The 23,299-nt window shown below is 39.6% G+C and carries 22 protein-coding genes; 6 read left to right on the forward strand and 16 right to left on the reverse strand.

Annotated elements, in window-relative coordinates; translation table 11 throughout:
* Window positions 1-578 (reverse strand): haloalkane dehalogenase (locus tag IIC38_13030; GenBank protein MCH8126866.1); only part of this gene is annotated, 578 nt, incomplete at its 3' end.
* Window positions 579-806: 228 nt separating this feature from the next.
* Here IIC38_13030 and IIC38_13035 point away from each other — a divergent pair.
* Together IIC38_13035 and IIC38_13040 are read left to right on the forward strand one after the other, a co-directional pair.
* Complete coding sequence (locus tag IIC38_13035) at window positions 807-896, forward strand: type II toxin-antitoxin system RelE/ParE family toxin (protein MCH8126867.1); 90 nt, start codon at window positions 807-809, stop codon at window positions 894-896.
* Entirely contained in the window at window positions 893-1,180 is a 288-nt protein-coding gene (locus IIC38_13040; GenBank protein ID MCH8126868.1) for a helix-turn-helix transcriptional regulator, read from the forward strand. Before IIC38_13035 ends, IIC38_13040 begins: the two co-directional genes overlap by 4 nt.
* 50 nt (window positions 1,181-1,230) lie before the next feature.
* Here the strand turns inward: IIC38_13040 and IIC38_13045 are convergent, their stop codons facing one another.
* The 11 genes from IIC38_13045 to IIC38_13095 form a co-directional block, all read right to left on the reverse strand.
* Window positions 1,231-1,602, reverse strand: a complete 372-nt coding sequence (locus IIC38_13045; protein MCH8126869.1) for a VOC family protein — start codon at window positions 1,600-1,602, stop codon at window positions 1,231-1,233.
* An 830-nt stretch (window positions 1,603-2,432) separates the two neighbouring features.
* Window positions 2,433-3,065, reverse strand: a complete 633-nt coding sequence (locus tag IIC38_13050) for a nucleotidyl transferase AbiEii/AbiGii toxin family protein (protein MCH8126870.1) — start codon at window positions 3,063-3,065, stop codon at window positions 2,433-2,435.
* 6 nt (window positions 3,066-3,071) lie between these two features.
* Entirely contained in the window at window positions 3,072-3,875 is an 804-nt protein-coding gene (locus IIC38_13055; GenBank protein MCH8126871.1) for a type IV toxin-antitoxin system AbiEi family antitoxin domain-containing protein, read from the reverse strand.
* A gap of 222 nt (window positions 3,876-4,097) precedes the next feature.
* The gene (locus IIC38_13060; GenBank protein MCH8126872.1) at window positions 4,098-5,003 is read right to left on the reverse strand and encodes a GNAT family N-acetyltransferase; all 906 of its coding nucleotides are present in this window, start codon (window positions 5,001-5,003) and stop codon (window positions 4,098-4,100) included.
* 256 nt (window positions 5,004-5,259) lie between these two features.
* The gene (locus tag IIC38_13065; GenBank protein ID MCH8126873.1) at window positions 5,260-5,625 is read right to left on the reverse strand and encodes a hypothetical protein; all 366 of its coding nucleotides are present in this window, start codon (window positions 5,623-5,625) and stop codon (window positions 5,260-5,262) included.
* 322 nt (window positions 5,626-5,947) lie between these two features.
* Window positions 5,948-6,721: a hypothetical protein gene (locus tag IIC38_13070; protein MCH8126874.1), complete on the reverse strand. Its 774-nt coding sequence runs from the start codon at window positions 6,719-6,721 to the stop codon at window positions 5,948-5,950.
* A 24-nt stretch (window positions 6,722-6,745) separates the two neighbouring features.
* Window positions 6,746-7,954 (reverse strand): radical SAM protein, encoded by a 1,209-nt coding sequence (locus IIC38_13075; GenBank protein ID MCH8126875.1) that lies wholly within the window; start codon window positions 7,952-7,954, stop codon window positions 6,746-6,748.
* Window positions 7,955-8,096: 142 nt separating this feature from the next.
* A complete protein-coding gene (locus IIC38_13080; GenBank protein MCH8126876.1) occupies window positions 8,097-9,614 on the reverse strand; it encodes a c-type cytochrome in 1,518 nt (505 codons plus the stop codon).
* Entirely contained in the window at window positions 9,611-10,420 is an 810-nt protein-coding gene (locus IIC38_13085; protein ID MCH8126877.1) for a cytochrome c, read from the reverse strand. The genes IIC38_13080 and IIC38_13085 overlap by 4 nt, the downstream gene beginning before the upstream one ends.
* A complete protein-coding gene (locus IIC38_13090; protein ID MCH8126878.1) occupies window positions 10,417-11,229 on the reverse strand; it encodes a c-type cytochrome in 813 nt (270 codons plus the stop codon). The genes IIC38_13085 and IIC38_13090 overlap by 4 nt, the downstream gene beginning before the upstream one ends.
* The gene (locus tag IIC38_13095) at window positions 11,226-13,037 is read right to left on the reverse strand and encodes a cytochrome ubiquinol oxidase subunit I (GenBank protein MCH8126879.1); all 1,812 of its coding nucleotides are present in this window, start codon (window positions 13,035-13,037) and stop codon (window positions 11,226-11,228) included. Before IIC38_13095 ends, IIC38_13090 begins: the two co-directional genes overlap by 4 nt.
* Window positions 13,038-13,355: 318 nt before the next feature.
* On the opposite strand from IIC38_13095, the gene IIC38_13100 reads away from it, so the two are divergent.
* Window positions 13,356-13,574, forward strand: coding sequence for a hypothetical protein (locus IIC38_13100; GenBank protein MCH8126880.1), 219 nt, complete (start codon window positions 13,356-13,358; stop codon window positions 13,572-13,574).
* A gap of 106 nt (window positions 13,575-13,680) precedes the next feature.
* Here the strand turns inward: IIC38_13100 and IIC38_13105 are convergent, their stop codons facing one another.
* The 4 genes from IIC38_13105 to IIC38_13120 form a co-directional block, all read right to left on the reverse strand.
* Window positions 13,681-14,007: an MGMT family protein gene (locus tag IIC38_13105; protein ID MCH8126881.1), complete on the reverse strand. Its 327-nt coding sequence runs from the start codon at window positions 14,005-14,007 to the stop codon at window positions 13,681-13,683.
* 101 nt (window positions 14,008-14,108) lie between these two features.
* Window positions 14,109-14,504, reverse strand: a complete 396-nt coding sequence (locus IIC38_13110; protein ID MCH8126882.1) for a hypothetical protein — start codon at window positions 14,502-14,504, stop codon at window positions 14,109-14,111.
* Window positions 14,505-14,899: 395 nt separating this feature from the next.
* A complete protein-coding gene (locus IIC38_13115) occupies window positions 14,900-15,505 on the reverse strand; it encodes a hypothetical protein (protein MCH8126883.1) in 606 nt (201 codons plus the stop codon).
* A gap of 11 nt (window positions 15,506-15,516) precedes the next feature.
* Entirely contained in the window at window positions 15,517-19,035 is a 3,519-nt protein-coding gene (locus IIC38_13120) for a S8 family serine peptidase (protein ID MCH8126884.1), read from the reverse strand.
* A gap of 147 nt (window positions 19,036-19,182) precedes the next feature.
* On the opposite strand from IIC38_13120, the gene IIC38_13125 reads away from it, so the two are divergent.
* From IIC38_13125 to IIC38_13135, 3 genes are all read left to right on the forward strand, one after another.
* Window positions 19,183-19,611 (forward strand): hypothetical protein, encoded by a 429-nt coding sequence (locus tag IIC38_13125; protein MCH8126885.1) that lies wholly within the window; start codon window positions 19,183-19,185, stop codon window positions 19,609-19,611.
* 409 nt (window positions 19,612-20,020) lie between these two features.
* Window positions 20,021-21,880, forward strand: a complete 1,860-nt coding sequence (locus IIC38_13130) for a S8 family serine peptidase (GenBank protein MCH8126886.1) — start codon at window positions 20,021-20,023, stop codon at window positions 21,878-21,880.
* A 140-nt stretch (window positions 21,881-22,020) separates the two neighbouring features.
* Window positions 22,021-22,866 carry a prolipoprotein diacylglyceryl transferase gene (locus tag IIC38_13135; protein ID MCH8126887.1) on the forward strand — a complete coding sequence of 282 codons (846 nt, stop codon included), beginning with the start codon at window positions 22,021-22,023 and terminating at the stop codon, window positions 22,864-22,866.
* Window positions 22,867-23,299 lie beyond the last annotated feature (433 nt).

The raw sequence follows: 23,299 nt of genomic DNA on the forward strand, positions 1-23,299 counted from the left end.
TACGGTGCCTCGTTTATTTTTTTCTCCTCAGAAGTCATTTTCCGCACGGTTGCTTTCGGCAATATCTGTTTGACAAATACGTTCATCACGCTAATCATCAACCAGCCAATAAACGGGGAACGCATTAATTTGAAACCCAATTTGAAATCCTTGTTAAATCCCTTCCAGCTGACGGTTTTTACGATCGCTTCCATGAACGCAATTCCCTTGACATTTTCTTCATGTCCCATGGCATAATGAAAGCCAAGTCCGGAGCCCCAATCATGAATCACAAAAGTAATATTTTTCAATTCCAGCTTCTCAATAAAGCCCTTTATATATTTATAATGATCAGAAAAACGGTAGCTTAGATCGGGTTTATCAGATTTTCCCATGCCGATGAGATCGGGAGCAATACATCGCCCATGCGGGACAGCATAGGGTATAATATTGCGCCACAGGTAGGAAGAAGTCGGATTGCCGTGCAAAAACAGAATGGGGTCGCCGGAGCCTTCATCGACATAATGCATCTTTGAACCATGAATCTCGACGTACTTTGATTCGAATGGAAATTCTGCGGATATTTCTTTTGAGGTCATTTTTGGGCCTATTGGGTTTCTATGATTTGAGTGCATTGTCAAGTTCAGATAATTCTAAATCTATATCCTGAAAAAATCAATTAGTATTTTTGATAAACAATAAAAGATAAGACTAAAGGCGAATACTCTTTCCTATCGTTCCAAAGGCTCTGGTTAATTTGTTGATTTAGCATTTATTATTGCATCTATGATAACATATTTGTTATCTCATAAATAAAAGAAATTGTAATGCTTCATGTATTCATAAAGAAATCACAAAAAATACCTGAGAAGGAATTGAATATCGCTATTAAAAGAATGAAAGAGGTTAAATCATGAAACATGATGAATTAAAATCAAAAGCATTTGCTCGTGATTCAATTAAGAAAGAATACGATGCTCTCGAACCAGAATATATTCTTTTAAGAGAAATGCTTTTAGCACGGCAAAAGGCTGGTTTGAGCCAGGCGGAAGTAGCAAAACGGATGGGTACGAAACCTCCGGCAGTAACCAGGCTTGAATCCTCATTAACAAGCGGCAAGCATTCTCCATCGATTGCAACTATAAAAAAATACGCTGAAGCTTTAGGTTGCCACCTTGAAATCCGATTTGTTCAAAATTAAAGTTCGATTTACATTTATTTCAATTTTCAATCAGGCACTTTCAAATACGTTCAGGAATCAAAGTTTTTCGAATAACTCGGTTGGTAAAGTTGAACGCGAAGATCTCCTGGCATTTTGAAATAGGTGGATAATCCAAACCCTAAGTCCACAATCCCGCCAAAGAACTCTACCCCCCGCTCCTGCAATTCCGCAACTGTCTTCTCGATATCGTCACAATAGAACGATATATCATGAGAGCCTGTCGGTTTGCCGTGCTCTCCACTCTCGTCTGCAGGGTGGCAGCCCATATCGGCTTCAGGAAGTTCAAAAATTAGCCAGCCATCACCTACATCCGTTGACTTTAGTCCGAGTTTATCACGCAAAAACGCACGAACACCCTCAGCATCAGAGCTGTAAAACATAGTATGCACACCACGAATCATTTTTATCTCCTTTCTTATTGATGACAAATGAAGTTCAACTCCTCATTTTTGCAGGCCACCACTGATTATTGCTCATAGTCCACATTGATTCGAATGGAAATTCTGCGGATATTTCCTTTTGATAAGGTCGTTTTTGGGGATTATATTAGATTAATTAGATTATTAGTGATGATAAGTTGTGATAAATGTACCAGCATAATTTTTTTATATTTTCCCAAGTCAGTTAGAATCATTTTCTGGTATTAATTTCATTAATATATCTTAATAGACGATCATAATTCCACAATCCACTTTGGAATAAAGGGCTGATTAGATACAGACGCTGAAGTTATTTCATTTATTCTAAAACTTTTATGTGAATCAGATACCATTCCATTCTTTTCGACTTCCCAAACATGCAATATTTTGTTACCAGTTGACGGGTAACGTAGTGAATATGGTTCCACTAAGCGATTTGACCCATGATACAAAACTACCGCACAAAGCCTATTTCTTGCAGCATACCTTATTTTGTCCAGTTCAGACCGTCCATATTGTAGATCTAACCTCTGGAAAATAGGAACGTGGCACTAGCTCGCCTGTTGCTTGAGGCATTGATTGGAGATTTGGTTTTGCCATAGCGGGTTCAAACCACCAAGCGATAGCGTCTTCTAAATCATCAATAAATGTGCTAACAGGTGGTAGTATGTTAATTTGGTGCGTTAATTGTTGTTGCCACGTCATCCTCAGTAAGTCTAAGTTTATTGAATCCATTATCTGTTTTACCGAGTGAGGTGAGAATCCCTTAAAGTTAAATTTTTTATCTACTATACTTTTTGCTTGTTGCGGATCTATTTCTTCTCTAAATTACGACTTATATTTACAATGTCATAAACATCTCGAACTCGACCATTTCGTTCCACAAGCGCACGTGTTTTCTCGGCTAAAATTTCGTTGATTGTATAGCATAGAATTTGAGGAGAGGGACTAGTTGCATCTTCATAATCATGATAAAGATTACGGAGTTGAGGAGTGTTCGAAATATACTCGTCTTGAGTAATATCTAATTTTACTCTCTGCAAGCTACTGTTTGGTAAACCTAGAGGGCCACTAAAAGGAATTCTTACTTGGTATGATATTTTTTCACGGGGATTTTCATATTCTTCAATTTTCCAGGTTGATCGAGGAAAACTTAAACCCGTGTTTGATTCTATCCAACTAGCTACCTCATCCAGATTGGTTGTTATAGAATCAACACTAATCGATATTTCGGGTGAAACTGTAAAATCGAGGTCTTCAGAAAATCTATAGGTTTCAAAATAACACTTCTTCAGACAGGTTCCTCCCTTGAATATCCATTTTGAAATAATGGGATGTAATGAGATAGACCTAAGAAACCATCCTATAACATAATCCTTCTCAATTGTTGTTGGCAACAGATCATGATGCTTAGCTAATTCCAGGATTTGTGCTTTAGGAATCATTTATGGTTATATTCGTATATTAACTCGAAGATTCCATTTACTGATTATTTTACCGGATGCTGGTCCGTCTGGATCTAGATTTGAAATTCCCGTAGAAATATTTCTTTGACATTCTTGAATCCAACCCTCAGGGACAGGAGTACCGAACTTTTCTGTCAAGAAGCCCAGACGTTTAAATAGTGAACCACGTTGAAAACGTAAAGCATATTTCAATAATAAATCCGGATCGCAATTTTTGGAATGCCAAAAATTCCTCATGATATCCACTGTGTGTTGTGCGCCTCCTCCGAAGCGAGGAAGATCCAAAATGTCTATGACTAGCCTGTTTGGATCGGCAATTTCAACAACTTTACTCCCAAACCATTTTGTTATTGTTCCGAAAAACTTTTTTTTTATTATTACTCTCGTTCTAAATCGAATGCCACCAATTACCTGATTCGTAACACGTTGAGGTGTCATTGTCACAACCGAGATTGTATTGAATATCTGTTCAGTTAAATCCCAGTATTCAGCTGCAGACCATCCAGAGATAAATGCAGGACGAAAAAAATCCATAGCAAGTGGCCATGCATTCTCAATGACAGGCTTTGGTGTTGAAGAAGTAATTGGTACAATTGTATATACTCCACGTTTTAGACGCTGTAACCATCCTTTCCGTGTCAATCGGCTTAAAATTTGGTTTGCAGTCCCGCGAGGACATGGATGTAGAGAAAGTAAATCATCAATTCCTATTATTTCTTTCTCATTTGCTGTGAAGTAGCTGATTATTTTTCGTTCTTGGGTGCTTAATCCTGCTAACTCTTTATTCATATATTATCATCGCATATAATGACTAACGCTGTAATTTAATACATTTAAATATTAAAAAATATAGCAGATACTCCTAATGTATATTATAACTTCCAATAATAACAATTATTGTAATTAACTGCAAGTATAATATATTATTGTTGATTAAGTATTAGTCATTGTTTTAACATTTTGTGAGGACCCTAATAACCGTAGCCATATTACTCATTTCTCATTAATCCTTCAACCAGTTTCCGGCATAAATGTAGGTAGCACAACGCCATTAAAGGGGTGGAATTCACCATATACCTGGCAGAAATGGATCTCACAATTCCTTGCTCCCCAGGAATAGACTTGCTGAACCAGACTTTTGCAATCAACCGGAATGAGAAATACAGGGGAACGGCCTTTGTTAACATTCAATTCCGCGAGAATCAAAGCAGCTGCTTGTTCTTGATTTTTTGAAAAACCAGGACCCAACATGTTAACACCCGGGTGATGAATTGAAGCAAGGAATCCTTCGATTGCTCCATTCTCATTTTCAAAAACCGAGGTATGCCAGATACCGGCTTGATTCTCAATGAAATAACGATAATCCCTTTCTCGACGTATCTGACTGATCTCCATTTCTAATGTAGCGATTGCTGCAACATCAGCCAAAGTTGCATCCCGAACATATTGAGATTCAGGCAATTGCATATTCAGTCCACCCTTGGGAACTTCGAGGATCATATCCTGGAAAACGGCTCTGGGGATAAATCCTGCCCGTGTGTAGAGTGAAAAAGAATCGAGGTTCATAGCGCTGGAGATGAGTCTAACCGGTTTATTTTCTCTTTCAGCATAATCGATGATGAATTTCAACAGGCTTTTAGCGATCCCCGAGCCAAAATAATTTGGGTGAACATTCATGATACCCAAAGAGACATGCGTTTCCCGTGGATGATAGAAACAAGAACCCATAATCCGACCGGTTTCCGGATGTTCGGCCAGAATACAGCAGCCAGGATCGAGGGCTTCATACATTTCACAGTGCAATCTTGTTGAAGAAGGCCCACCTTTAAAAGCAGCGCCCAGGTTATGTGCTTCATACCAATAGTTGGTGGAGACATAAATGAGATCGGCCACTTCGGGCCAATCCGCTTTCCTCATAGCTCTCAGGTTTATTTCTTCCATAGTTTTAAAAGGATTAGCTTTTCGCTAGTATTTCTGACACGAAGAAAATACTCGGTGAGTTCAGAGCGGGTTATGATACTTTACTCCAAGTTGCATCGATGATAAAGGAATGATTTTATAGATTATAACCGGATAACCTTTTGAATGCAAATTTTAGTCACGACAACAAATATCTTTACGACGATAGGAAGAATCCCTTTGACTCATTTAAGTTTGTTATTTCCAGACCCATTCAAAAACGGGATGTTTTTAAAGCAACATCAGACCAGGCCCAGGCTTTATTGAATCTATCCTCAACTTCATTGGCTTCTGATTTTTTCTCCTGCATCTCAAGGCTTAATTTTAAGCCATACAAAGATCCGCCATTTTCAGGGAATATTTGTAAATCTGCCTGGTAGACTTTTTCTTCATCCTCTGGTCCCTGATCAAAATATTTCTGCGCCAAATCTACATTTGTAGAAATTGGATGGTGATGATTCCCTAAACCATCTAACAAGGGTGAAAGCCGGCCTTCTTCTGGGTTTTGATTAGCGCAGGAAAGGAAAGCTTGAGATAAAATTAATAAGAATAAGAGATTATTTCCCTTTGAGAAAATCATTAAGGCCTCCAACTTAACCTGAACAATTCATAGCCACAAAGGCTCGAAGGCACAAAGTATTGAAAAAAAAAGAAAATAAGTTTTATAAAATAAATCGAAAGAAGCTCAGCTTTTAATCGTAGTTCTTCTAAGTTATATAATCTTAGTGTCTTAGAGTCTTGGTGGCAGAATTTATGAATAATGCAGGTTAATAATGAATAATGAGAAACATCACCACTGTTTGATGGGATTAGTTAGAAATGATATCAATTATCTACTTAACCGTTTAGTTACCAAATCCCTAGCTTACTAATCCCCAATCCCCAGTCCTGTTTCTACTTATTTATTTCGCGGAATCAACCTTCCCGTGCCCTTCATTCACGGTATTGTCGCTTCTTTTACCCGGGTACCTCCGTATTGGGGTTTTGTCTTTAAAATGGGTTACCCAAAAACAATAAGCATAAGGGTACATGGTTTGAACGACATGGAAAGGTTCATACTCGAAAAGCCGGCGCATAGCCCAGGAAAAGCGATAGCGCGGATCTTCCGGAGTAATAATTTCGACAATACAATCTACCTGGAAACTGACAAAGATGGGTGCATTACCGGTCCAAAGCACCGAAGCCCTTGGATTGGCTGAAAGATTACGAAAAGTTGATCCCTCAAAAATTTCCAACAACCCTAGCCTGCGCCAATCGATATGCTCCGGGTGAGCGTAGAACTCGCGAGCGGTTTTGATGCGAAGTTCCCGTGTATCATTAACGGCGTGCGGCGGTAAAGTTTGAATTTCTGCAACTGCACTTTCCACAAGGTTTAAATAATGATCTATGTGCTCATCTTTAGGCGTAAAACCGACACCCTTATTGGCCAGGTTCGGAACTCCATCACCTTCTCCCCAGGTACCGACAACCGGGAGATGTCCGGCGTTAAATGCAACATATTCATCCTTTTCAATCGCATCATAAATACTGTGTTTATAATCAAGCTGCCAACGAATAAATTTCTGCGGTAATTCTTTGATTTCGAATTCCTGAGTCTGACCGTTCTTATTTAGTTTAGCGATTTCGTTCTCCACTTGCACTTGCTGAGTTAGAATAGCTGTATCAGTTGTTGTCATTTCTTCTCCTCATTTAAATCTTGGTTATACCAATTTCTCAGGGTTGGTTTCTTGATTTCCTTTAATAAAAGACGGCATTTTTGAGAATGAATCCTGCCGATCCATTCCGGCGATGGCTTCATTAAATACTGCTGTTGTAACGGAATGAATATGATTCCGTTGCGCAAATATTTCAAGGCCTTTTTTTACTTTTTTTCTGATAAAAGCAATAGGGATTCTTTGCAGTCGCTCCTGTGCCTCTGAAGTCCACTGAATTTCCGGCAATTCCAATTTTACGCCGGTAGGCTGATAGGTGCATGCGGGATCTTCCTGCATGGTATCGCCAAAAGTGGCATAAGCCCTGCAACGGCAGCCCCCACAAAGTTCATTGAATTCGCACCGGCCACAGCGTCCCTTCAGTTGTTTTAAATCTCTAAGTTTGGAAAAAACAGGGGATGAATGCCAGGTTTCAGTAAAACTTTTTTCTCTGACATTTCCGGCTACCACATTCATGTAAGGACAGGGGGTCACTTCTCCCTCGGGGGTTATCCTGCAATATTCTGTTCCCGCCATACAGCCACCGCTCTCCAATCCACCTTTGCCTCTCTCATAGGCTATTTGCTTAAATTGCGGTGCACATTTGGAACGAACCAGCATGGGTTTAAAATTGTCCTGCAGCTCCACTAGATTTGCCAGCATGTTTTCAGTTCTTTCAGGAGATAAGTCATTCATTTTTTGACCGCGTCCCGTTTGAACCAGGAAATATAAATTGCTGGACCAGGCGCCCTTTTCCCGGGCAAATTCTATGATCCTGGGAATTTCATCATAGTTCATTTCCATAACGGTGGTCTGAACCAGAACTTGCAAGCCATTGTCCCGGCAAATATCCAAAGCGCGAACAGAATACTCCCAGGATTTTGGTCCGCCGCGGAATGTGTTATGTTTTTCAGGATCGAGCGAATCGATGCTGATGCCGACTCCCTTTACACCGCATTCGATCATTTTCCGGGCAACTTTATCTGTGAGCAAAACACCATTGGTGCCCATCACGACCCACATACCTTTTTCGGATGCCCGCAAAGCAATTTCGTAAATATCCCGGCGTAAAAGCGGCTCACCGCCGGTAAGGATCAGCATTTCAGTACCGAGAGATTTCATTTCATCAATCAAATCAAAACATTCCTCTGTAGTTAACTCCTCTGCTGCTTTTTTTCCGGCATCCATGTAACAGTGAGGGCACTTTAAATTGCACATCTTGGTGAGATTCCACGAGATGAGGGAAGGTGTAAAAATAGAGGTATTATTCATAAGATTTTAGATTTCACCAGCGGATTCCAGATTCCGAAATCAGAAATCCGCAATGATTTAAATAATGTTAACTAGTTAACTAAACCTTTTAAGATTTCCCTTTATATCTTACTCGGACAAAAAAGATCAGACCCAGCTCAGCCAATAGAGTGATCATTGCATATTTGGCCATGGGTCCCACAGCTGATTCGGTTTCCATGGGTTGTAAATATAAGTTATACCAGGAAGTGAGTCCGCGCTTGTTGCCACGCTCTTTATTAAATCCATCCCAAATAGAAAATGCGATGGGAATAAAGGTGTTCTCTTCAAACGATAGTCCATCTTCTGAAATTCTCTTTCGTTTAAAGATGGCAGTCCACTCTCCCTCTTCAAAACTATGAGTGACTTCCAGATTTGATTCACCAGGTTTGAGATTCTGACTGCCTTTACCAATATAAAAATCCGCAGAATCTTTAGCTAAGTCGAGGAACCAGAGGTCAACGGAATTTTTACTATCACCAAACATAAAATAAGGCTTTTTTATACCCTGTGGCAGTTTTGACGGAAGCAGGATTGCGACAGCATCATTAAATTCATCCGTTTCAGGATCGGCATTCGGATCAAAATTTGGCGCGACTAAAGTTGGGCTATTGCCGGCATTGGTTTCGGCGCTCATGTCATGCCAGGTAAGCATGATTGCGATGTCCTCCTGGTCATATACTGCTTTTACTTTAACCGCATTCACACCAGGATAAAATTGTCTACCCGGTTCAATGATCTGGCCAACGATTGGGAACAGGGTTTCATTGGCATTTTGAAACAGGGCTTTACCCTGGCTTATGTCCATTTTACTTTCTAATCCTTCGGCGATTACCAAAGTGCCGTAATTGGCTTCGGACTCTCCCAGGGAATACACATAATTCACCAAATGCCATTGATCTTCCGGAGGTTGGATGGAATAGGAAGGCATTGGAGACCCGTCCAATCCTGTTGTAAAAGTTCGATAAATATCTTCCCGGGTGGGACCGCCTCTAAAAGTCCATTTTTTGCTTAAATCTGCCGCCCGAATGGGTTGATCCCACTGGTCTATCAAAGTTGGGGCAGATGGACCATCCCCGAGCCCAAGATTCCCATGGCAATCAACACACTGGTTTTCTACGAAAACTTGCCTGCCTCTTCGGATTGATTCTTCGGTTAGTGATGGCGGATTGGGAATTGTTATTGGAGTCACATCACCGAAATCAACAAAATCTTTTGAAAAGGATTTGAGATAATACGCCAGGTTGTCCAATTCGTTATTGGAAAAATTTGTCCATGCCGGCATACCTGTGGATGGCATCCCGTTTTTTATGCTTCTGGTAATGTCATTATGTGTCGGTAATTCACCGCTTTCCGTTGTTCTGAATTTAAACGTTCCGGAGGTAAAATCGCGTGGCTCGGGTCTGAAATATTTTTTCCCAACGCTGTTGGCATCGCCATTAATTCCATGACATTGGGCACAATATTTATCATATAGCTGTTTTCCAGCTGCCCGCTGCTCTTCGGTACCAAGAATGTTATCCTGGGCAGAACCAAAATTGACCAATATAAATAAAAACCAAATATTCGAGTAAATCAGTTTTCTCAATGTTCCTCCTGCGCTCGGGGACGTTGGTCCGTGTAATCATACAGAAAAAGAATTACATCCCAAATTTCTTCTTCCGACAAAAATTTTTCCCATGCCGGCATTGCAGAAGACCAGGGTGTTGCCTCTTCCGGCAACCCGGGAGCTCCCTTTGCAATCCTCCAAAACAGGTAAGATTCTTGAAGCATCGCGATAGTAGTCGGATCGGCGAAGTTTGCCGGGATGGGGTCTAACCCATGGACAAAAATACCATTGCCACGCATGTTGTCGCCATGACAAAACACGCAATTTTGGTAATACACCCGCCGGCCATTTTCAACGTGCTTTAGAAAACTGTTCGGATCGGTTTCTTCCAATTCCCGGTAGGGATTCCCTGAAGTTACCAAATCAATTTTTGTGCCTTTAAAAGTGATTTCAGTTGGCGGCGGTGGATGGATGGTTCTTGCAATAACTGGTGGCTGCACCCGCTTTGCTGCATTTAAGTAAACCCGGGTAGCGACCAGGGTAGGTAATCCAATAGTCACGATAATTAGGGGAGTCATAAATTTTTTGTCGGTCAAAAACCGAATGATTGAAGATTTAGCAAACTCCAGATTCTCAGAATCTGCAGTCAAATAAGCCAACAAGGCAAGGGTAACGATTGCCATGAACATGCCAAAGATGGACGACGGCATGGGTGGATCGATGCCGTAAACCAGGACAAAATAGATCGCAAACCACCAGGCGGCCATCCAACCCAGGATATTGATCCTGGTAAATTTCAGCACAATCATTACTGCGACAACGGGAAGAACAACTAAGAAATTCATTGGCTTCCTTTCAATGATTCGAGATAATCAACCAAAACTTTTAATTGTTGAGTAGACACTCTATCATAAAAACTAATTCCATCCAAGTATGTTTTCATAACGGTTGCTGGGAATCCCTCAGTTATGTTTAAATCCGGTTCAAGTACGGATTCATAAATTTGAGATTTTGCGAGTCGATTGCCAACATCAACCAGACTTGGTCCGATCAATGGAGTGGGTACATCCACTGAATGGCAGGTATTGCATCCGTATGTAACAAATATTCCAGGTCCGTCAAGATTAGATATTAGTACCGCGGTTTGTGCCGCTGCACTTTCGGAAGCGCTGGCACCCTGCCCGGTAAAGCTGTGCGTGGTTTGCATGGTTACGGTAGGGGCAGCGCCAAGTGATTGTAAGTAGGCGATAATCGTTAGAATTTCTTCATCACTTAAACTTATTGGCGGCTTGTGGATCGCGGGCATACCGGGGAGGAATCCTTCAACGACATAAATATTCGGATCGTAGATTGATTCGGCCAGGTACTCAATATCAGTCATTCCATCTTTTCTGGCGCTTGCGATAACGCCAATATTTCCTAAGTCTGGAAATCTGCCATCTGCTGTTGACCCGATAGTGTGACAAGTCATACAGGTTCCTTTACCGCTCATGATTTCTTCCCCAACAACAACCATCTCATCAGTGGTCATATCAGCGCTGAGTTCTGTGGATTCTGGTGGATAGGTTATCTTTTGCGGCACCTGCTGGCCAACATACCAATAGAATAATGTAACTGAAACCGTAAAAAGGAAAATAGATAAACCGTTTTTCATGACTGTGCCTCCAACGATTTCTCTTCCCAATCCTTTTTACCCGATAGGCTGGTGAGCCAAAATACGATTGCAATAAATGTAAAGAAAATGAGCACAGTAACTGAAACAACGCCGGAGGCGTAACCCAGTGTGGGTGTAAATGCGTCAGGAGAAGTATCTTTCATTACACCGTAGATATGCCAGTGCTGACGCAATCCGGAGCGGACATATCCCATCAACCCCATTAACCAGGTGAATGTAATTGCTAAAAAGAAAAGAGCATATTGCGACCTTGCAGGCATCTTGCCCCATTCAATCTTACCTTTCACTTCAGCATTCTTGTACATATAAACATCGATGATAGTTATGGAGAACATGGCAAATAAGACAGATAAAACTTGAGGAACTGACAAACCGATCCGAATTTTCGCCTCGACAAAATATCCGTAGATGCCAAGAAATATCACAAAAATAGCCACTGCCGCAAATATGGAGAATTGCGCAGTATTGCCCTTTTTAGCCCAGGTGACTGTTGGCACCTTGTTACCGCGGCGGTACAATAGAAAACTCAGGTAAGTCGTTAAGATCAAAATATTGACTGCCGTATTTTTCGCGGACATGACACCAAGGACCCCCAGCATTGGATGATGAGCTCCGCCCATTCTTCTGGCTTCTTCTATAGAGGCAACCAGCGAGTGCGGGGTAGCCCAAACGATGAAGCAGAGAGTAATGGATGCCAAAAGATATTTTATGAATTTTCTGAAGCGTTCGGCGCCTTGAATCCTTTCCATGCTGAGCCATAGGTAATAATTGGCGCCTAAGAATAGATTGCCGATGAGAACAGCTTGTATGATAAACAGCCAGGAGAATGTTCCTCCCATGAGAACGATTCCAAGACTTTGGGAATATGCATAAATCTCTTTGCCCAGCCAATAGCCGGCAAAAGGCAGCGGCAACAACGCACTGATTGCGATGAAATTGCCTACATAGCCCATCCAATCGTAATGAGCCTTTTCTTCTTTAGTTTTAGAGCCTAAGAATTTATAAGCGCCGTAAGCTGCTGCAATGGAGCCGCCAAAGGCAACATTTGCTATAATCCTGTGGATGTTGATAGGCATCCAGATAAAATTGTTAATGGCATCCCAGGTACTGATTAACGCGCCGGTTTCTGTTATTCCGTTAGGTGTATTCATAAATGTTAACCAAGCATTGGCTATAAACATGATGGCTGTACCAACAATATTTAAGCAGACCCCCAAAGCCAGGTGAACTTTCGGTGAAAATTTTCCCCAGCCGTAATAATAACTGTATAAGAAAATTGCTTCTGCAAAGAAGAGCATTGTATAGGGTAAAAACGTCGGGGTAAAAATTGCCATCATGTAATTCATTAATTTCGGATATAGAACCATAAGCATGAAGGTAAGCATGGCTCCCAGGGCGGCAGTAAAAGAGAAGGATACAGAGAGTAACTTTGTAAATTCATAGGCCAGTTTATCATATTTTTTTTCTTTGGTTTTGTAACCGATAAATTCGATGATCAGTGCAAACATCGGTACGGCCAGTACAAAAGCGCCAAACATAAGATGTAATTGCGCTATCACCCACAGTGCCGTCCTGCTACCGACTAATGGGAATTTTCGATATTCAACATTGCCAATCGTTGCTGGAGTAATGGCTTGCTCGATTTGAGCCGTTTCATCAATGCCTTCTTCTAATTGTTGGGCCTGCCTCTTTAAGCTTAAATCTTGACGCAGTGTATTAAGAGAGACGAACAAACCCATAACAACCATTGCAGATATAAAAATATACATGTAATTTCTTTTTGTCATAAGTTCTGAGGCCTTTTTCTAGTGTGCTGAAGTGAATAAAAGGATCAATATTTTGTCGTAAACTATTATTGTTTTAGCTATTTGTAAATAGTGGAAGAGTTTTAATACGGATTTATTTTTTTATTGTCAAGTACTATTAGATAGACAAATATAAAATGCAAGAAAAAAATTAAAATTCCTGTATTTTAATTGTTTACTTGATAAATAGAAAATTAAAAATAAAACATGAACATATAAATATATTATTCGTAGGCTTTAAAAAATAATACAAGATAAACTGCAATGCGCAAATGACATTTTTCTATAAAGGGAAATATGATGAGTTTAAGAGAAGTCCTCACCGAAATAGTCCAAAAAAATACACCCATCCTATTGAGTGACGGAACCAACGATTGGGAAGCAGGTACTCTTCTTGAAACCTTATCGGAACCAATGTTAAAAAGGAATGCTCATTTGCAGCCAGGTTTGTATATTGCGGAAATAAACAGCGGGGGTTATTTGGGGCAGGTTCTGTATAAAGTTAAACCAAAAGGTTAGAAATTTCTCAGCTCAAATAATTTACCTTTGTTCTTTTTCCGATTCACCAGGATTATAAAAACTAACGAAGAGTTCATCCGTCTGATTATTAATTGGAGATCTCAAGTTATTGTTGATTCGGATCCCACAAAAATCTTTCAGCATTTAATACCTTTTTTTTATCTGAGGATATTTCAATCCCTTCTCCTTCTAAATAAGAGGTACGTTTTTCACAATCTGACTTATCTTCAGGGTGTGGAAATTTCCAATTTTCCCCTCTGCCTTTCAAAATAACTTTATATACCCAAGGAGCTTTACATCTGCATACTTCCTGACCAATTGCTCTGACAGATTGCGGAACTCCAAGACTTTTTGCAATCAAACTGGGTATTGTAATCTTGCCTTTTGGAATTCTTTTAACGATTTGATGTACTTCATTTTTGTTGTATGTCATTTCTCCTCCTTGTAGCAATATATTAGAAAATTTCATATCTACTGCCTAGTTATTAGTTGTTAAGTGCCATAACATCGTGGAGTTGTTTTAGTGCATAATGCTTATCCCATCCAAAGCATAATTAATATTCTGACCATCAGAGCCCCAAGAATTCCCATTATTAGTGAAAGAGCGCTGCCAATTAGAAATGCGCTATAATGATATTTTGGCGTTGCCTCTGTCCAACTCTTCCAATTGGCGGATACTTTCAGGACGAGCCAAACCGGCACAAATGCATAAACCCCGCTGCCAATTGTGATGATGTAAAGTACCCTTTCCAGAAATCCTAACCAGTCCCCGGCTCGCGCCTCCCAATTTGTGCCCCCCAGGTTCCTGCTATGCAGTCGCTTTAATAGAGGTCTGATGGGAAAATAGATTGCCAGCCATCCAAAAACAATGATTGCGATAAGATATACAAAGCCAATTTTTAATAGGGCTGCTATCGAGTAATCGACCATTTGAGAAATTCTCCTTTTACTTGTTTTAGCTTTTTATTCTCAACTTCATGATTTTGAATTAATTTTAAAATGCATAAAAATTCCACAAAAATGGACCTTTTAGCCATCAATTTATAAGTCGGGTGAATCCTGATAATTGATTAGTTGTAATTATATCTACAATTAGTTTTGGTGTGTTTGAGGATTGTAAAACAAATTGTCAAAAAACTCTTAATCTGTCATTTCAGAGAAATTACTCGCTATTATTAAGTCTACTCTAAAAACCGATGCCATCGCTTTTCTAAAAAAAATTGATACATAAAAACAAATACTTATGAGAGCGATGGAATCGGTATCCCACCTTTTTAGAATGAACTCATTATTAATATAAGACATAAGTTTTTCGGGAACCAAATTTACAGCTTATTCAACCCTTTAATTCTTTCGATCTCCTGTGCCAGGGCGGCTTGTCCTTCGCTGGTTAAGACGTCCACGTTAAAATTTGGATTTAGAATTCTAACTTCAACCAGACTATTGGTAAAATCGCCCAAAAGGAAATAGTTTTCGGCTCTGACAATACGAAGATCATTTACATCGAGTGATAGACCATGGGAAAATTGCCAGGCCGGATCCTGGCTTATGGCATTTTCGGATCGCTGATTTGAGTTGGCATATCTTTTTAATGCATTCAATACAAATGCCCAACCGGCAAACAGATCCGCTGTCGGACTTTCTTTTGATGAACCAGCGGTAAATTCATTGTTCGCCCGCGAAAGGTTATCTGATTTGAACAAACTCCACCCCAATCCTAGAAACGCTTCCGTTGATGCTTGGTCTTTGCTGATCGCTTCAGTGAATTTAGTCGCAGCTGAACTGTAATCTCCAAGCTCAAAGGCCGTCCAACCTTCAGAAATTAAATCTTCCAAAGATGGGCCGGTTGGGCCGTTGTCACCGGAAGAACAGGCTAAGAGGATGGGCAAGAGAAAAATACTGAAATATTTGATAAAGCGATATTTTAACATTGATAACTCCATTATTTCAAGTACAACATTTTTCGTGTCTGTGAAAAGTTTTCTGCTGCTAATAGGTAAACATAGATTCCTGCCGCGACAAATTGGCCGGAGGAGTTTGTACCATTCCAGGAAATTTGATATTTTCCGGATGGCTGCTCTCCCTGGTGTAACACTTTTATAACTTGACCGAGTGTGTTAAAAATTGTCAGGGTTACATGACTATCTTCAGGAAGATCGTATTCGATAATGGTATTGGGATTAAACGGATTCGGATAATTTTGTCGTAAGGCATATGCGGTTGGAAGAATATTCGATCCTTTGAATTCGCTATCATACCCTAATTTGAATGCACCAAGCTTATTTGTAAAAATCCTGATAGTATTTTTATCCGGATTTACAGAACCTGGTAATGGCAACCAATTTCCCCTTTGTTTTTGGAAAACAAATAACTTTTCAGAATCAGGATATTTTTTCGGATCAAAACCGAATTCCATTTCAAAAATATTTTCGAATTCATTTGCAGGACTAAAATGATAGATTCTTTCCTCGTTTATATCCTCATAATCCGCAAGAAAATACGTTGATGATTTTAAATCGTCTTTTTGAATGTGGAGTTGAGCCTGTCCGTCAAGAGAGCTAACGATTTTGGCTTCGCCTGGCTTTGCCAGGGTCACTGCAAAAGACCTCACTTGAACAGAATCGACTCCGGTGATTAATCCAGTCGCTTTGGTGCGAATTGAATAGGTTCCAGAAGTTGTGAACTCAAACGCTGCTGAATAAGCGCTTGTTGAATTTGGAATGAGCTGCATGTTCAGAGAAGTCGTATCACTCCCGACCCAGGCTTTTACTTCCGGTTCTTCACGAAGTGAGGCTTCCGAAATGACGATAATATCCGCATATTTTGAAGCTGCCGGGTTTTGCAGCACTGATGTTGAAATTGCCGGAGGAATAAGGGCGACGTCCGATCTCAAGCCATTATCCCATAAAAACTGTGCTGCTTCGGCGTTTGCAAACAATTCACTGGTACTGGCTGCACCAATAACCGCAAAACCGATTTCAACGATTTGATCCGGTTCTATCGTAAATGGTCCAGTTGATGTTAATGTCGATACATCGGTCGTATCGATATTTTTCGTTTGAATACCGTTGTGTAAAAAATTCCATTTTTCAGAATTTGTAAATCCGTCACGACCGTCTCCACCATAAACCTCATTCGAGTTATGTATGGAACGATAGGATAAGTCTCCAATTGTGGTTAATAATTTTGTCGCTGCGAGAAAAGTCGGATTATTGATTGCGTTTTGGACATAGCCAATTTTTCTTTGATCATCAAATCGGGCATTATCCATCCCTCCATTCGTAGTTATATCCCAATCGAAAAACAATCCCGCATAAACATTAGTTAGCGTATTTGTACCCACATTTTTAATATTATATCGATAAATGATGAAATCGTTAAACGGCTCTTTGTTATATGTAAAGGTCGTTTGGCTTATATTCACTTGCAAAGGTGAGGAGGCAAAAGAATCATCCAATAAAACCGAGCCTTCTTGATCAGAGAATTCTCCTGGTGAAACGATGCTCAAAGCAGTTAATGATTTAAAGTCATCATCCTGTTCTGAATCTGTACCACCGCGAATGCAATCGGAAAGTGTATTCACACCGGTGCCAATCATTAATCCGCCTTCGAAGAGCATATTCGTGCCATTGAAAACAAATCCATCGCCTGGAGTATCATCCGCAAATCCGGCAAACCCGATGTTCCCCTGAGCCGTAATCGAGGTTAATAATGTACCGGTATCGTGAGATAAAATCTGGGGTGGATTGGTGGCAATTTGTACTAAATCGCGATCAGAGTAATTATCCGCCGATATATTCATTATGAATTTTAAAATTGTACCCTCACTTATTTCCTTTTCAATTGCAAATTGAAAGGATGCTTCCACAGTGTCATTTGTTTTGAGTACAGCTATATTCGATGAGCCATTAACGATGGAAACATTGGCATCAATTGCGTTTATCGAAATAGCAATGTTGGATGCATCTTTGAGGTAATTGGTAAACCTGACAACCAGGTTGACGACCTCTTCAACTTCAATATTGCCCTCACCGCTGGGTTCGGAATACGACGCATCAACAACACGGATGGCCGGAGACTCAGTCTCTTGAACCGCTTGCAATGCATCAACACTTCCTTTACCCAGCAAACCGGCAAAGCTGGGATTCAGTCCATCAATGTTGTTGGCCGTTACCCTGATTGTCTCTCTTAATTGGTCCACTGTATATTCCGGATGGAGTGTCTTTACCAAACCAGCTATTCCAGCGGTAAGCGGCGATGACATGGAGGTGCCAGAGATTCGGATATATTGGTCTTGAGGGGAAGTACTTAAAACAGATGTGCCTGGTGCAAAAACATCTACTGAAATGCCATAACTAGATGAACCCGCTTTTCTTCCGGTATTGTCAATGCTCCCAACAGCGAGGACATGGTTATAGCTGGAAGGAAAATGAGGTTCGGAATCGGCATTTTTACGTTCGTTTCCAGCAGCACAAACCAAAAGAGAACCATTTGCATATGCAAAATCGACAATTTCTTGAGCAAGATTTGAGTGACGACTATTACCCCAACTACAATTTATAATGTCTGCCCCATTGTCTGCTGCATATGCAACGCCATCGTAAGTAGATTGCAATACACTATCGTTTTCCGCATTTCTTGGCGCTACATTAACAGGCATAATCGTGCAATTCCAACTAACCCCGGAAACGCCAATATTGTTGTTGGTTACTGCTGCTGCAATCCCAGCGACATGGGTACCGTGTTGTTCAAGGGAGCGTTGAGATTCACGACCACTCGGGTCGTTTGAGTTGGTTGCAAAACTCCACCCGCGAACATCATCTATAAATCCATTGTCATCGTCATCGATGCCATTGCCCGGGATTTCGTCTTCATTGTTCCAAATATTGGCCTTCAAATCCTCGTGCTGCCAATCGACACCGCCATCCACAATTGCGATTATGACGTTGCCGGATTCGCCTTTTACAATATCCCAGGCCAAAGCTGCATTAATAAAATTTAGATGGGCTTGCTGCTCCACTTGGGGGTCATTGGGTGTATCCTGAATTCTATCGATAAACAGAGGTTCTGCATATTCAACAAATGGATCCCTGGCAAATTCTTTCGCAACATCAAAAGGATTTTGGCCACTATCAAATTTAAAATAATAAACTTTCTTCAGAGGACCAGCCTTCTTTTTGGTAGAGAATTCCAGAAATGGCAAGGCTTTGTCTATGGCATAAACCTGGTATTTACTATTTAGTTGATCCAATGACTGAATGCCGGTTAATGAGCTCCCTTTTGCCAGCGCGATTTGATCTCTAAATTTCACTACAATCACACCTGGCTGAACATCCTGCAAAGAGCTTTTCTGAAGAGCAGCCCGGTCAGATTTTAATTTGTCTGAAAATGGATTTGCCTGGATAGAAACAGGCATAAGGATAAAAAACAATACCCAGAGTTTATTGGTAATCTTAGCCATAAAATCCTACCTTTTAGAATTGATAGAGGTTAAAGAAAATTGTTGTGATTTCCAAAATATAAATCCAAAATATTTATAGCGAGTAAAAATTGCATTCTTTTTTATGTTTATTAATATTGTTCAAACATTTAAACAAGGAAAAATAAATTGAAAATCAATCATTATTTTGTTGCCATTGCTATTGTTTGTGGTTTTTTTGCATGTGAAAAAACTTCCATTTCGAATTCACCTGTTGAAAAAAAATTAATGCTTAACGACACTTTAAAGATTGCCTACCAGGATACACTCAGAAATACGGATGAAAATAGCTGGCTCACATTTTCTTCGCTTGTCGCAGATTCACGCTGTGCCATCAATGTTGTGTGCGTTTGGGAAGGTAATGCTGAAATCTCCTTCACTTTTTTTAATGGAATTAAAGGCATAAGTTTCAATTTAAATACCCATCCGATGTTTGTTAGAGATACAACTGTGTTAGGCTTTGATTTTTCTTTGATTGAAGTCGATCCATATCCTCATATCGATAGTTTATATACTCCGAATGATTATTCTGTTAGTGTACTTATAACTAATAATTAAGACAGTGAAAACTTATACTTTGGTGATTTGATCTAGTTTCTTTTGGGGTGTTATTAGTAAATTAGTAATAGACTTTATATCAAGGATAATGCCTGCAAAAGGATAATGCCTGCAAAAGGATAATGCCTGCAAAAGGATAATGCCTGCAAAAGGATAATGCCTGCAAAAGGATAATGCCTGCAATTATAAAATCAAATTCTTCATTATTAAAATTTTTGATTATTTGAAATATTTTTTCAATAATTTTCTGTAAACTCATAATTATTTAATAAAGTTCTTCGAAAAAACTCGTGTGAAGGAAATCCTTCAAACATAGAAGTTTTATTTTTTAGCCGAGAGATTACGTAGAGGAAATGTTAAAAGTATCGTTTAATTTATTTGCAGGATTCACAATAAATAAGGAGGTCATATGTTAAAACTTAAAAATACACCAATCGTGCTCATCCTTTTTTTGAGTTTTTGTTGCACTGGCTTTTTTGAAATTACTTATGGACAAGAGACACAAACTGATTACTATATGGTTGATGGCCAAAAAATTGATCTGCAAATTTCCTCAAAATATAGTGCAATAAAATTGAAAGAGGGAATGAGTGCCACTGAGATAAGATCTTTTAGCGCCAGTATCGATACAACGGAGTTTGGGAAAATTGAAACTTCACCAATACTTGAAAATCTTGGCATTTTGCTTGTCCGGATAAAAGAAGGTGCAGTACCAAGTACGTTTCGGACAGCTGTTGAAAACCTAAGAGGGAGCTCTGAAGTGGAACCTGGGGATCCAGTCCCAGTCTATGAGGTCGGAGGTATTGACCAGGTTCTTGTAAATGAATTTATCGTTCAATTCAAATCAGATGTTTCCGAGGCAAACATCCAACAGTTCATTCAAAACACAAATGCTGAGGTGGTCCAGAAAAATGAAAAAATAAATAACCGCTATACTATAAAATTCACTGGTAAATCCCCGAGAGAAGCACTTACAATTTGCAACGAGAATTACCAAAACCCTCTGATTGATTTTTTAGAACCAAATTTTATTCGAATTTATCCTCAACGCCCGAGAATAGAAGGAGATGGAATGGGTGCTAGGGGTGCTTCTGCGCCTTCTCCCTCAGCAACTCCAAATGATCCTTTGTATCCAAACCAATGGGGATTAAACAATACTGGCGCAACGGGTGTTTCTGATGCGGATATAGATGCGCCGGAAGCATGGGATATTACTAAAGGATCTAATACAATAATTATCGCAATCATTGATGAAGGTGTTGACACAGACCATCCCGATCTTTCAAGTAAAATAGTTACTCCCTACGATGCTATAGATGGCGATAATAATCAAGAGCCTAATTCATGGGACGGCCATGGGACGGCTTGTGCTGGAATCGCAGCAGCTCTCACGCATAACTCGGAGGGAGTTTCCGGTGTCGGGTGGGAAGTAAAGATTATGCCTATTAGAATTGCCCATAGCAATAGTCCAGATGGTGATTGGATTACTTCCAATTTGATTATTGAAGATGGCATTCGCACAGCTGTTGATCGAGGCGCTAAAATACTTAGCAACAGTTGGGGAGGCGGTTCACCATCCTCTGCTATCAACTCCGCAATCGATTATGCGATCACAAATGATTGCGTTGTGGTTTTTGCGGCGGGTAATTGTCGTGTCAGTGGGTCAAACGCATGTCCTCAACCTGTAATTTATCCAGCAAATTTATCATTAAGCAAAGTAATCATTGCTGTTAGCGCCACAAACGAATGGGACCAGTTCAAGACTCCTACCAGCTCAGATGGTGAAAACTGGTGGGGTAGTCATAATGGCCCGGAAGTCACCCTTTCGGCCCCTGGTGTTCATGTCTACACAACAGATATATCCGGATCGGGTGGATATTCTAGCAATAATTATGTGTCTAATTTTAATGGGACCTCAAGCGCAACACCATTTGTTGCAGGTGCAGCTGCACTCGTATTATCCCAAAATAATACTTGGAGTCCAAATCAAGTACGTACCCAACTTCAGAATACAGCGGATGATTTGGGACCGCCAGGATTCGATAATAAATTCGGATATGGCAGATTGAATGTTTGTGTTGCTCTTGGTGGTTCGTGTGTATACGGCGTCGCTCCTCCTGCTTCTTGTGCAACGATCGGATTCCCCATTAAATTGTTTGACACTAATTTTACACAAACCCTGGTTAATACGGTTTTATTGTTTTCAACAGTTCTAGTATTTTTGCTAATACTGATTTTGCAGACAATGAAGCGAATAATAAAAGTTTGATTATCTGAAAAGACTATTCGCCATGCAATTCAAAGCGGCGATGTAACCTTCTGTCATTCAAAATATTAGTTTTAGGATATGAAAGACGGCTAATCAAAATGGTTTCAGATTTAAACTGTAGTGTTCATTAAGGGCATTCTATGCAACCTATTTTATTTCAAATAGACACTGCGATTGTATCTTCTTATTCATTCATGTTAAGTTTATCTTTTGTGTTAGGCTCCCTACTATTTGTCGCTTTGCTCAGGAGTCAAAACATTTCAATAAACAAACTGTTTGGATTGATAATTTTAATCCAGGTTTCTGCTATTGTGGGTTCACGTTTCCTATACGTTGTAAATAACTATGAACAATTTGAGTCTGATTTTGTAAATGTGTTCAGTATTAGTCCGGGAGGATTTGCTTTAAATGGAGGTTTGTTTTTTGTTGTTTTTCTAAGTTTCTTATACATCAAGTTAAATAAATTGTCGTTCTGGAATATTTCCGACTATGCCGCTCCACCTCTTGCAATAGGTATAACAATTACTAAAATCGGGTGTTTTTTGGCGGGTTGTTGCTACGGTACAGAAACTTCTTTAGCATGGGGTGTTCAATTTCCGGCACAAAGTATACCCACACAACATTATGGGATTTCACATCAAATACATCCCGCCCAGTTGTATGAAGCTATGTCCGGAATTTTCTTTATTATTGCTTTATTAATAATATTTAAGCGTAGAAAATTTGAGGGACAAATGTTTTTGCTTTTTATAATGTCTTATTTGGGGGTGAGAATATTGAATGATTTTGTACGGGGTGATGCGGTTAATAATTATTTTTTTAGTTTAAGCCAGACACAATTTCTAAGTGTCGTATTCTTATTAATTGCGCTTGTTTTTTATTGGCTGCAATCGAGAAACATAAAGATTAGTTTGTCTTCTAAAACCCTGCTTTATATTGAGGATAGAAAAAATAGAATTAAACGGGTGACCAAAATACAGTATTGATTTTATTCCAGGGGTTTTAAATGACGTCTATTTGTTCAAAATTAAGTCTTGGTGTTTGTGGTATTTTGTTTTTACGGATGGGGGAGAAAATAACTTCTGAACAACTTTATATTTGATCGATTTTACCTTAAAATTGAATAGAAGTTAAATTCATAATTTCTTAATTTTTTTTGTTTATTTTTGCTTTATAATTGAGATTCGTTTATATTAAAGTTTATGAAATTTTTCCACACACTAGTACAATCCCCATAGCATGATTTAAATCCATTTTAGAAGTTGTCATTTAATTTAATTAAACAAAGGAGATAATATGAAATCCAAAATTATTAGCGGTCTAGCTGCATTGTTCCTGGTTGCATGTACCAGCCAGTATGCCGGTGATAAAACATCACTGAAAATCGATTATGAAAGTTACAAGCTGGATAATGGACTT

The organism is candidate division KSB1 bacterium (genome assembly GCA_022566355.1).
Classification (GTDB): Bacteria; Zhuqueibacterota; JdFR-76; order JdFR-76; family DREG01; genus JADFJB01.

Bases quoted from the DNA above. Each gene is read 5' to 3' on its own strand.
- IIC38_13090 (MCH8126878.1), bottom strand. From the start codon at position 11,229: ATGAAAAACGGTTTATCTATTTTCCTTTTTACGGTTTCAGTTACATTA.
- IIC38_13100 (MCH8126880.1), top strand. From the start codon at position 13,356: ATGAGTTTAAGAGAAGTCCTCACCGAAATAGTCCAAAAAAATACACCC.
- IIC38_13085 (MCH8126877.1), bottom strand. From the start codon at position 10,420: ATGAATTTCTTAGTTGTTCTTCCCGTTGTCGCAGTAATGATTGTGCTG.
- IIC38_13070 (MCH8126874.1), bottom strand. From the start codon at position 6,721: ATGACAACAACTGATACAGCTATTCTAACTCAGCAAGTGCAAGTGGAG.
- IIC38_13115 (MCH8126883.1), bottom strand. From the start codon at position 15,505: ATGTTAAAATATCGCTTTATCAAATATTTCAGTATTTTTCTCTTGCCC.
- IIC38_13130 (MCH8126886.1), top strand. From the start codon at position 20,021: ATGTTAAAACTTAAAAATACACCAATCGTGCTCATCCTTTTTTTGAGT.
- IIC38_13135 (MCH8126887.1), top strand. From the start codon at position 22,021: ATGCAACCTATTTTATTTCAAATAGACACTGCGATTGTATCTTCTTAT.
- IIC38_13040 (MCH8126868.1), top strand. From the start codon at position 893: ATGAAACATGATGAATTAAAATCAAAAGCATTTGCTCGTGATTCAATT.
- IIC38_13120 (MCH8126884.1), bottom strand. From the start codon at position 19,035: ATGGCTAAGATTACCAATAAACTCTGGGTATTGTTTTTTATCCTTATG.
- IIC38_13055 (MCH8126871.1), bottom strand. From the start codon at position 3,875: ATGAATAAAGAGTTAGCAGGATTAAGCACCCAAGAACGAAAAATAATC.
- IIC38_13065 (MCH8126873.1), bottom strand. From the start codon at position 5,625: ATGATTTTCTCAAAGGGAAATAATCTCTTATTCTTATTAATTTTATCT.
- IIC38_13105 (MCH8126881.1), bottom strand. From the start codon at position 14,007: ATGACATACAACAAAAATGAAGTACATCAAATCGTTAAAAGAATTCCA.
- IIC38_13060 (MCH8126872.1), bottom strand. From the start codon at position 5,003: ATGAGGAAAGCGGATTGGCCCGAAGTGGCCGATCTCATTTATGTCTCC.
- IIC38_13050 (MCH8126870.1), bottom strand. From the start codon at position 3,065: ATGATTCCTAAAGCACAAATCCTGGAATTAGCTAAGCATCATGATCTG.
- IIC38_13035 (MCH8126867.1), top strand. From the start codon at position 807: ATGCTTCATGTATTCATAAAGAAATCACAAAAAATACCTGAGAAGGAA.
- IIC38_13075 (MCH8126875.1), bottom strand. From the start codon at position 7,954: ATGTGCAATTTAAAGTGCCCTCACTGTTACATGGATGCCGGAAAAAAA.
- IIC38_13110 (MCH8126882.1), bottom strand. From the start codon at position 14,504: ATGGTCGATTACTCGATAGCAGCCCTATTAAAAATTGGCTTTGTATAT.
- IIC38_13045 (MCH8126869.1), bottom strand. From the start codon at position 1,602: ATGATTCGTGGTGTGCATACTATGTTTTACAGCTCTGATGCTGAGGGT.
- IIC38_13095 (MCH8126879.1), bottom strand. From the start codon at position 13,037: ATGACAAAAAGAAATTACATGTATATTTTTATATCTGCAATGGTTGTT.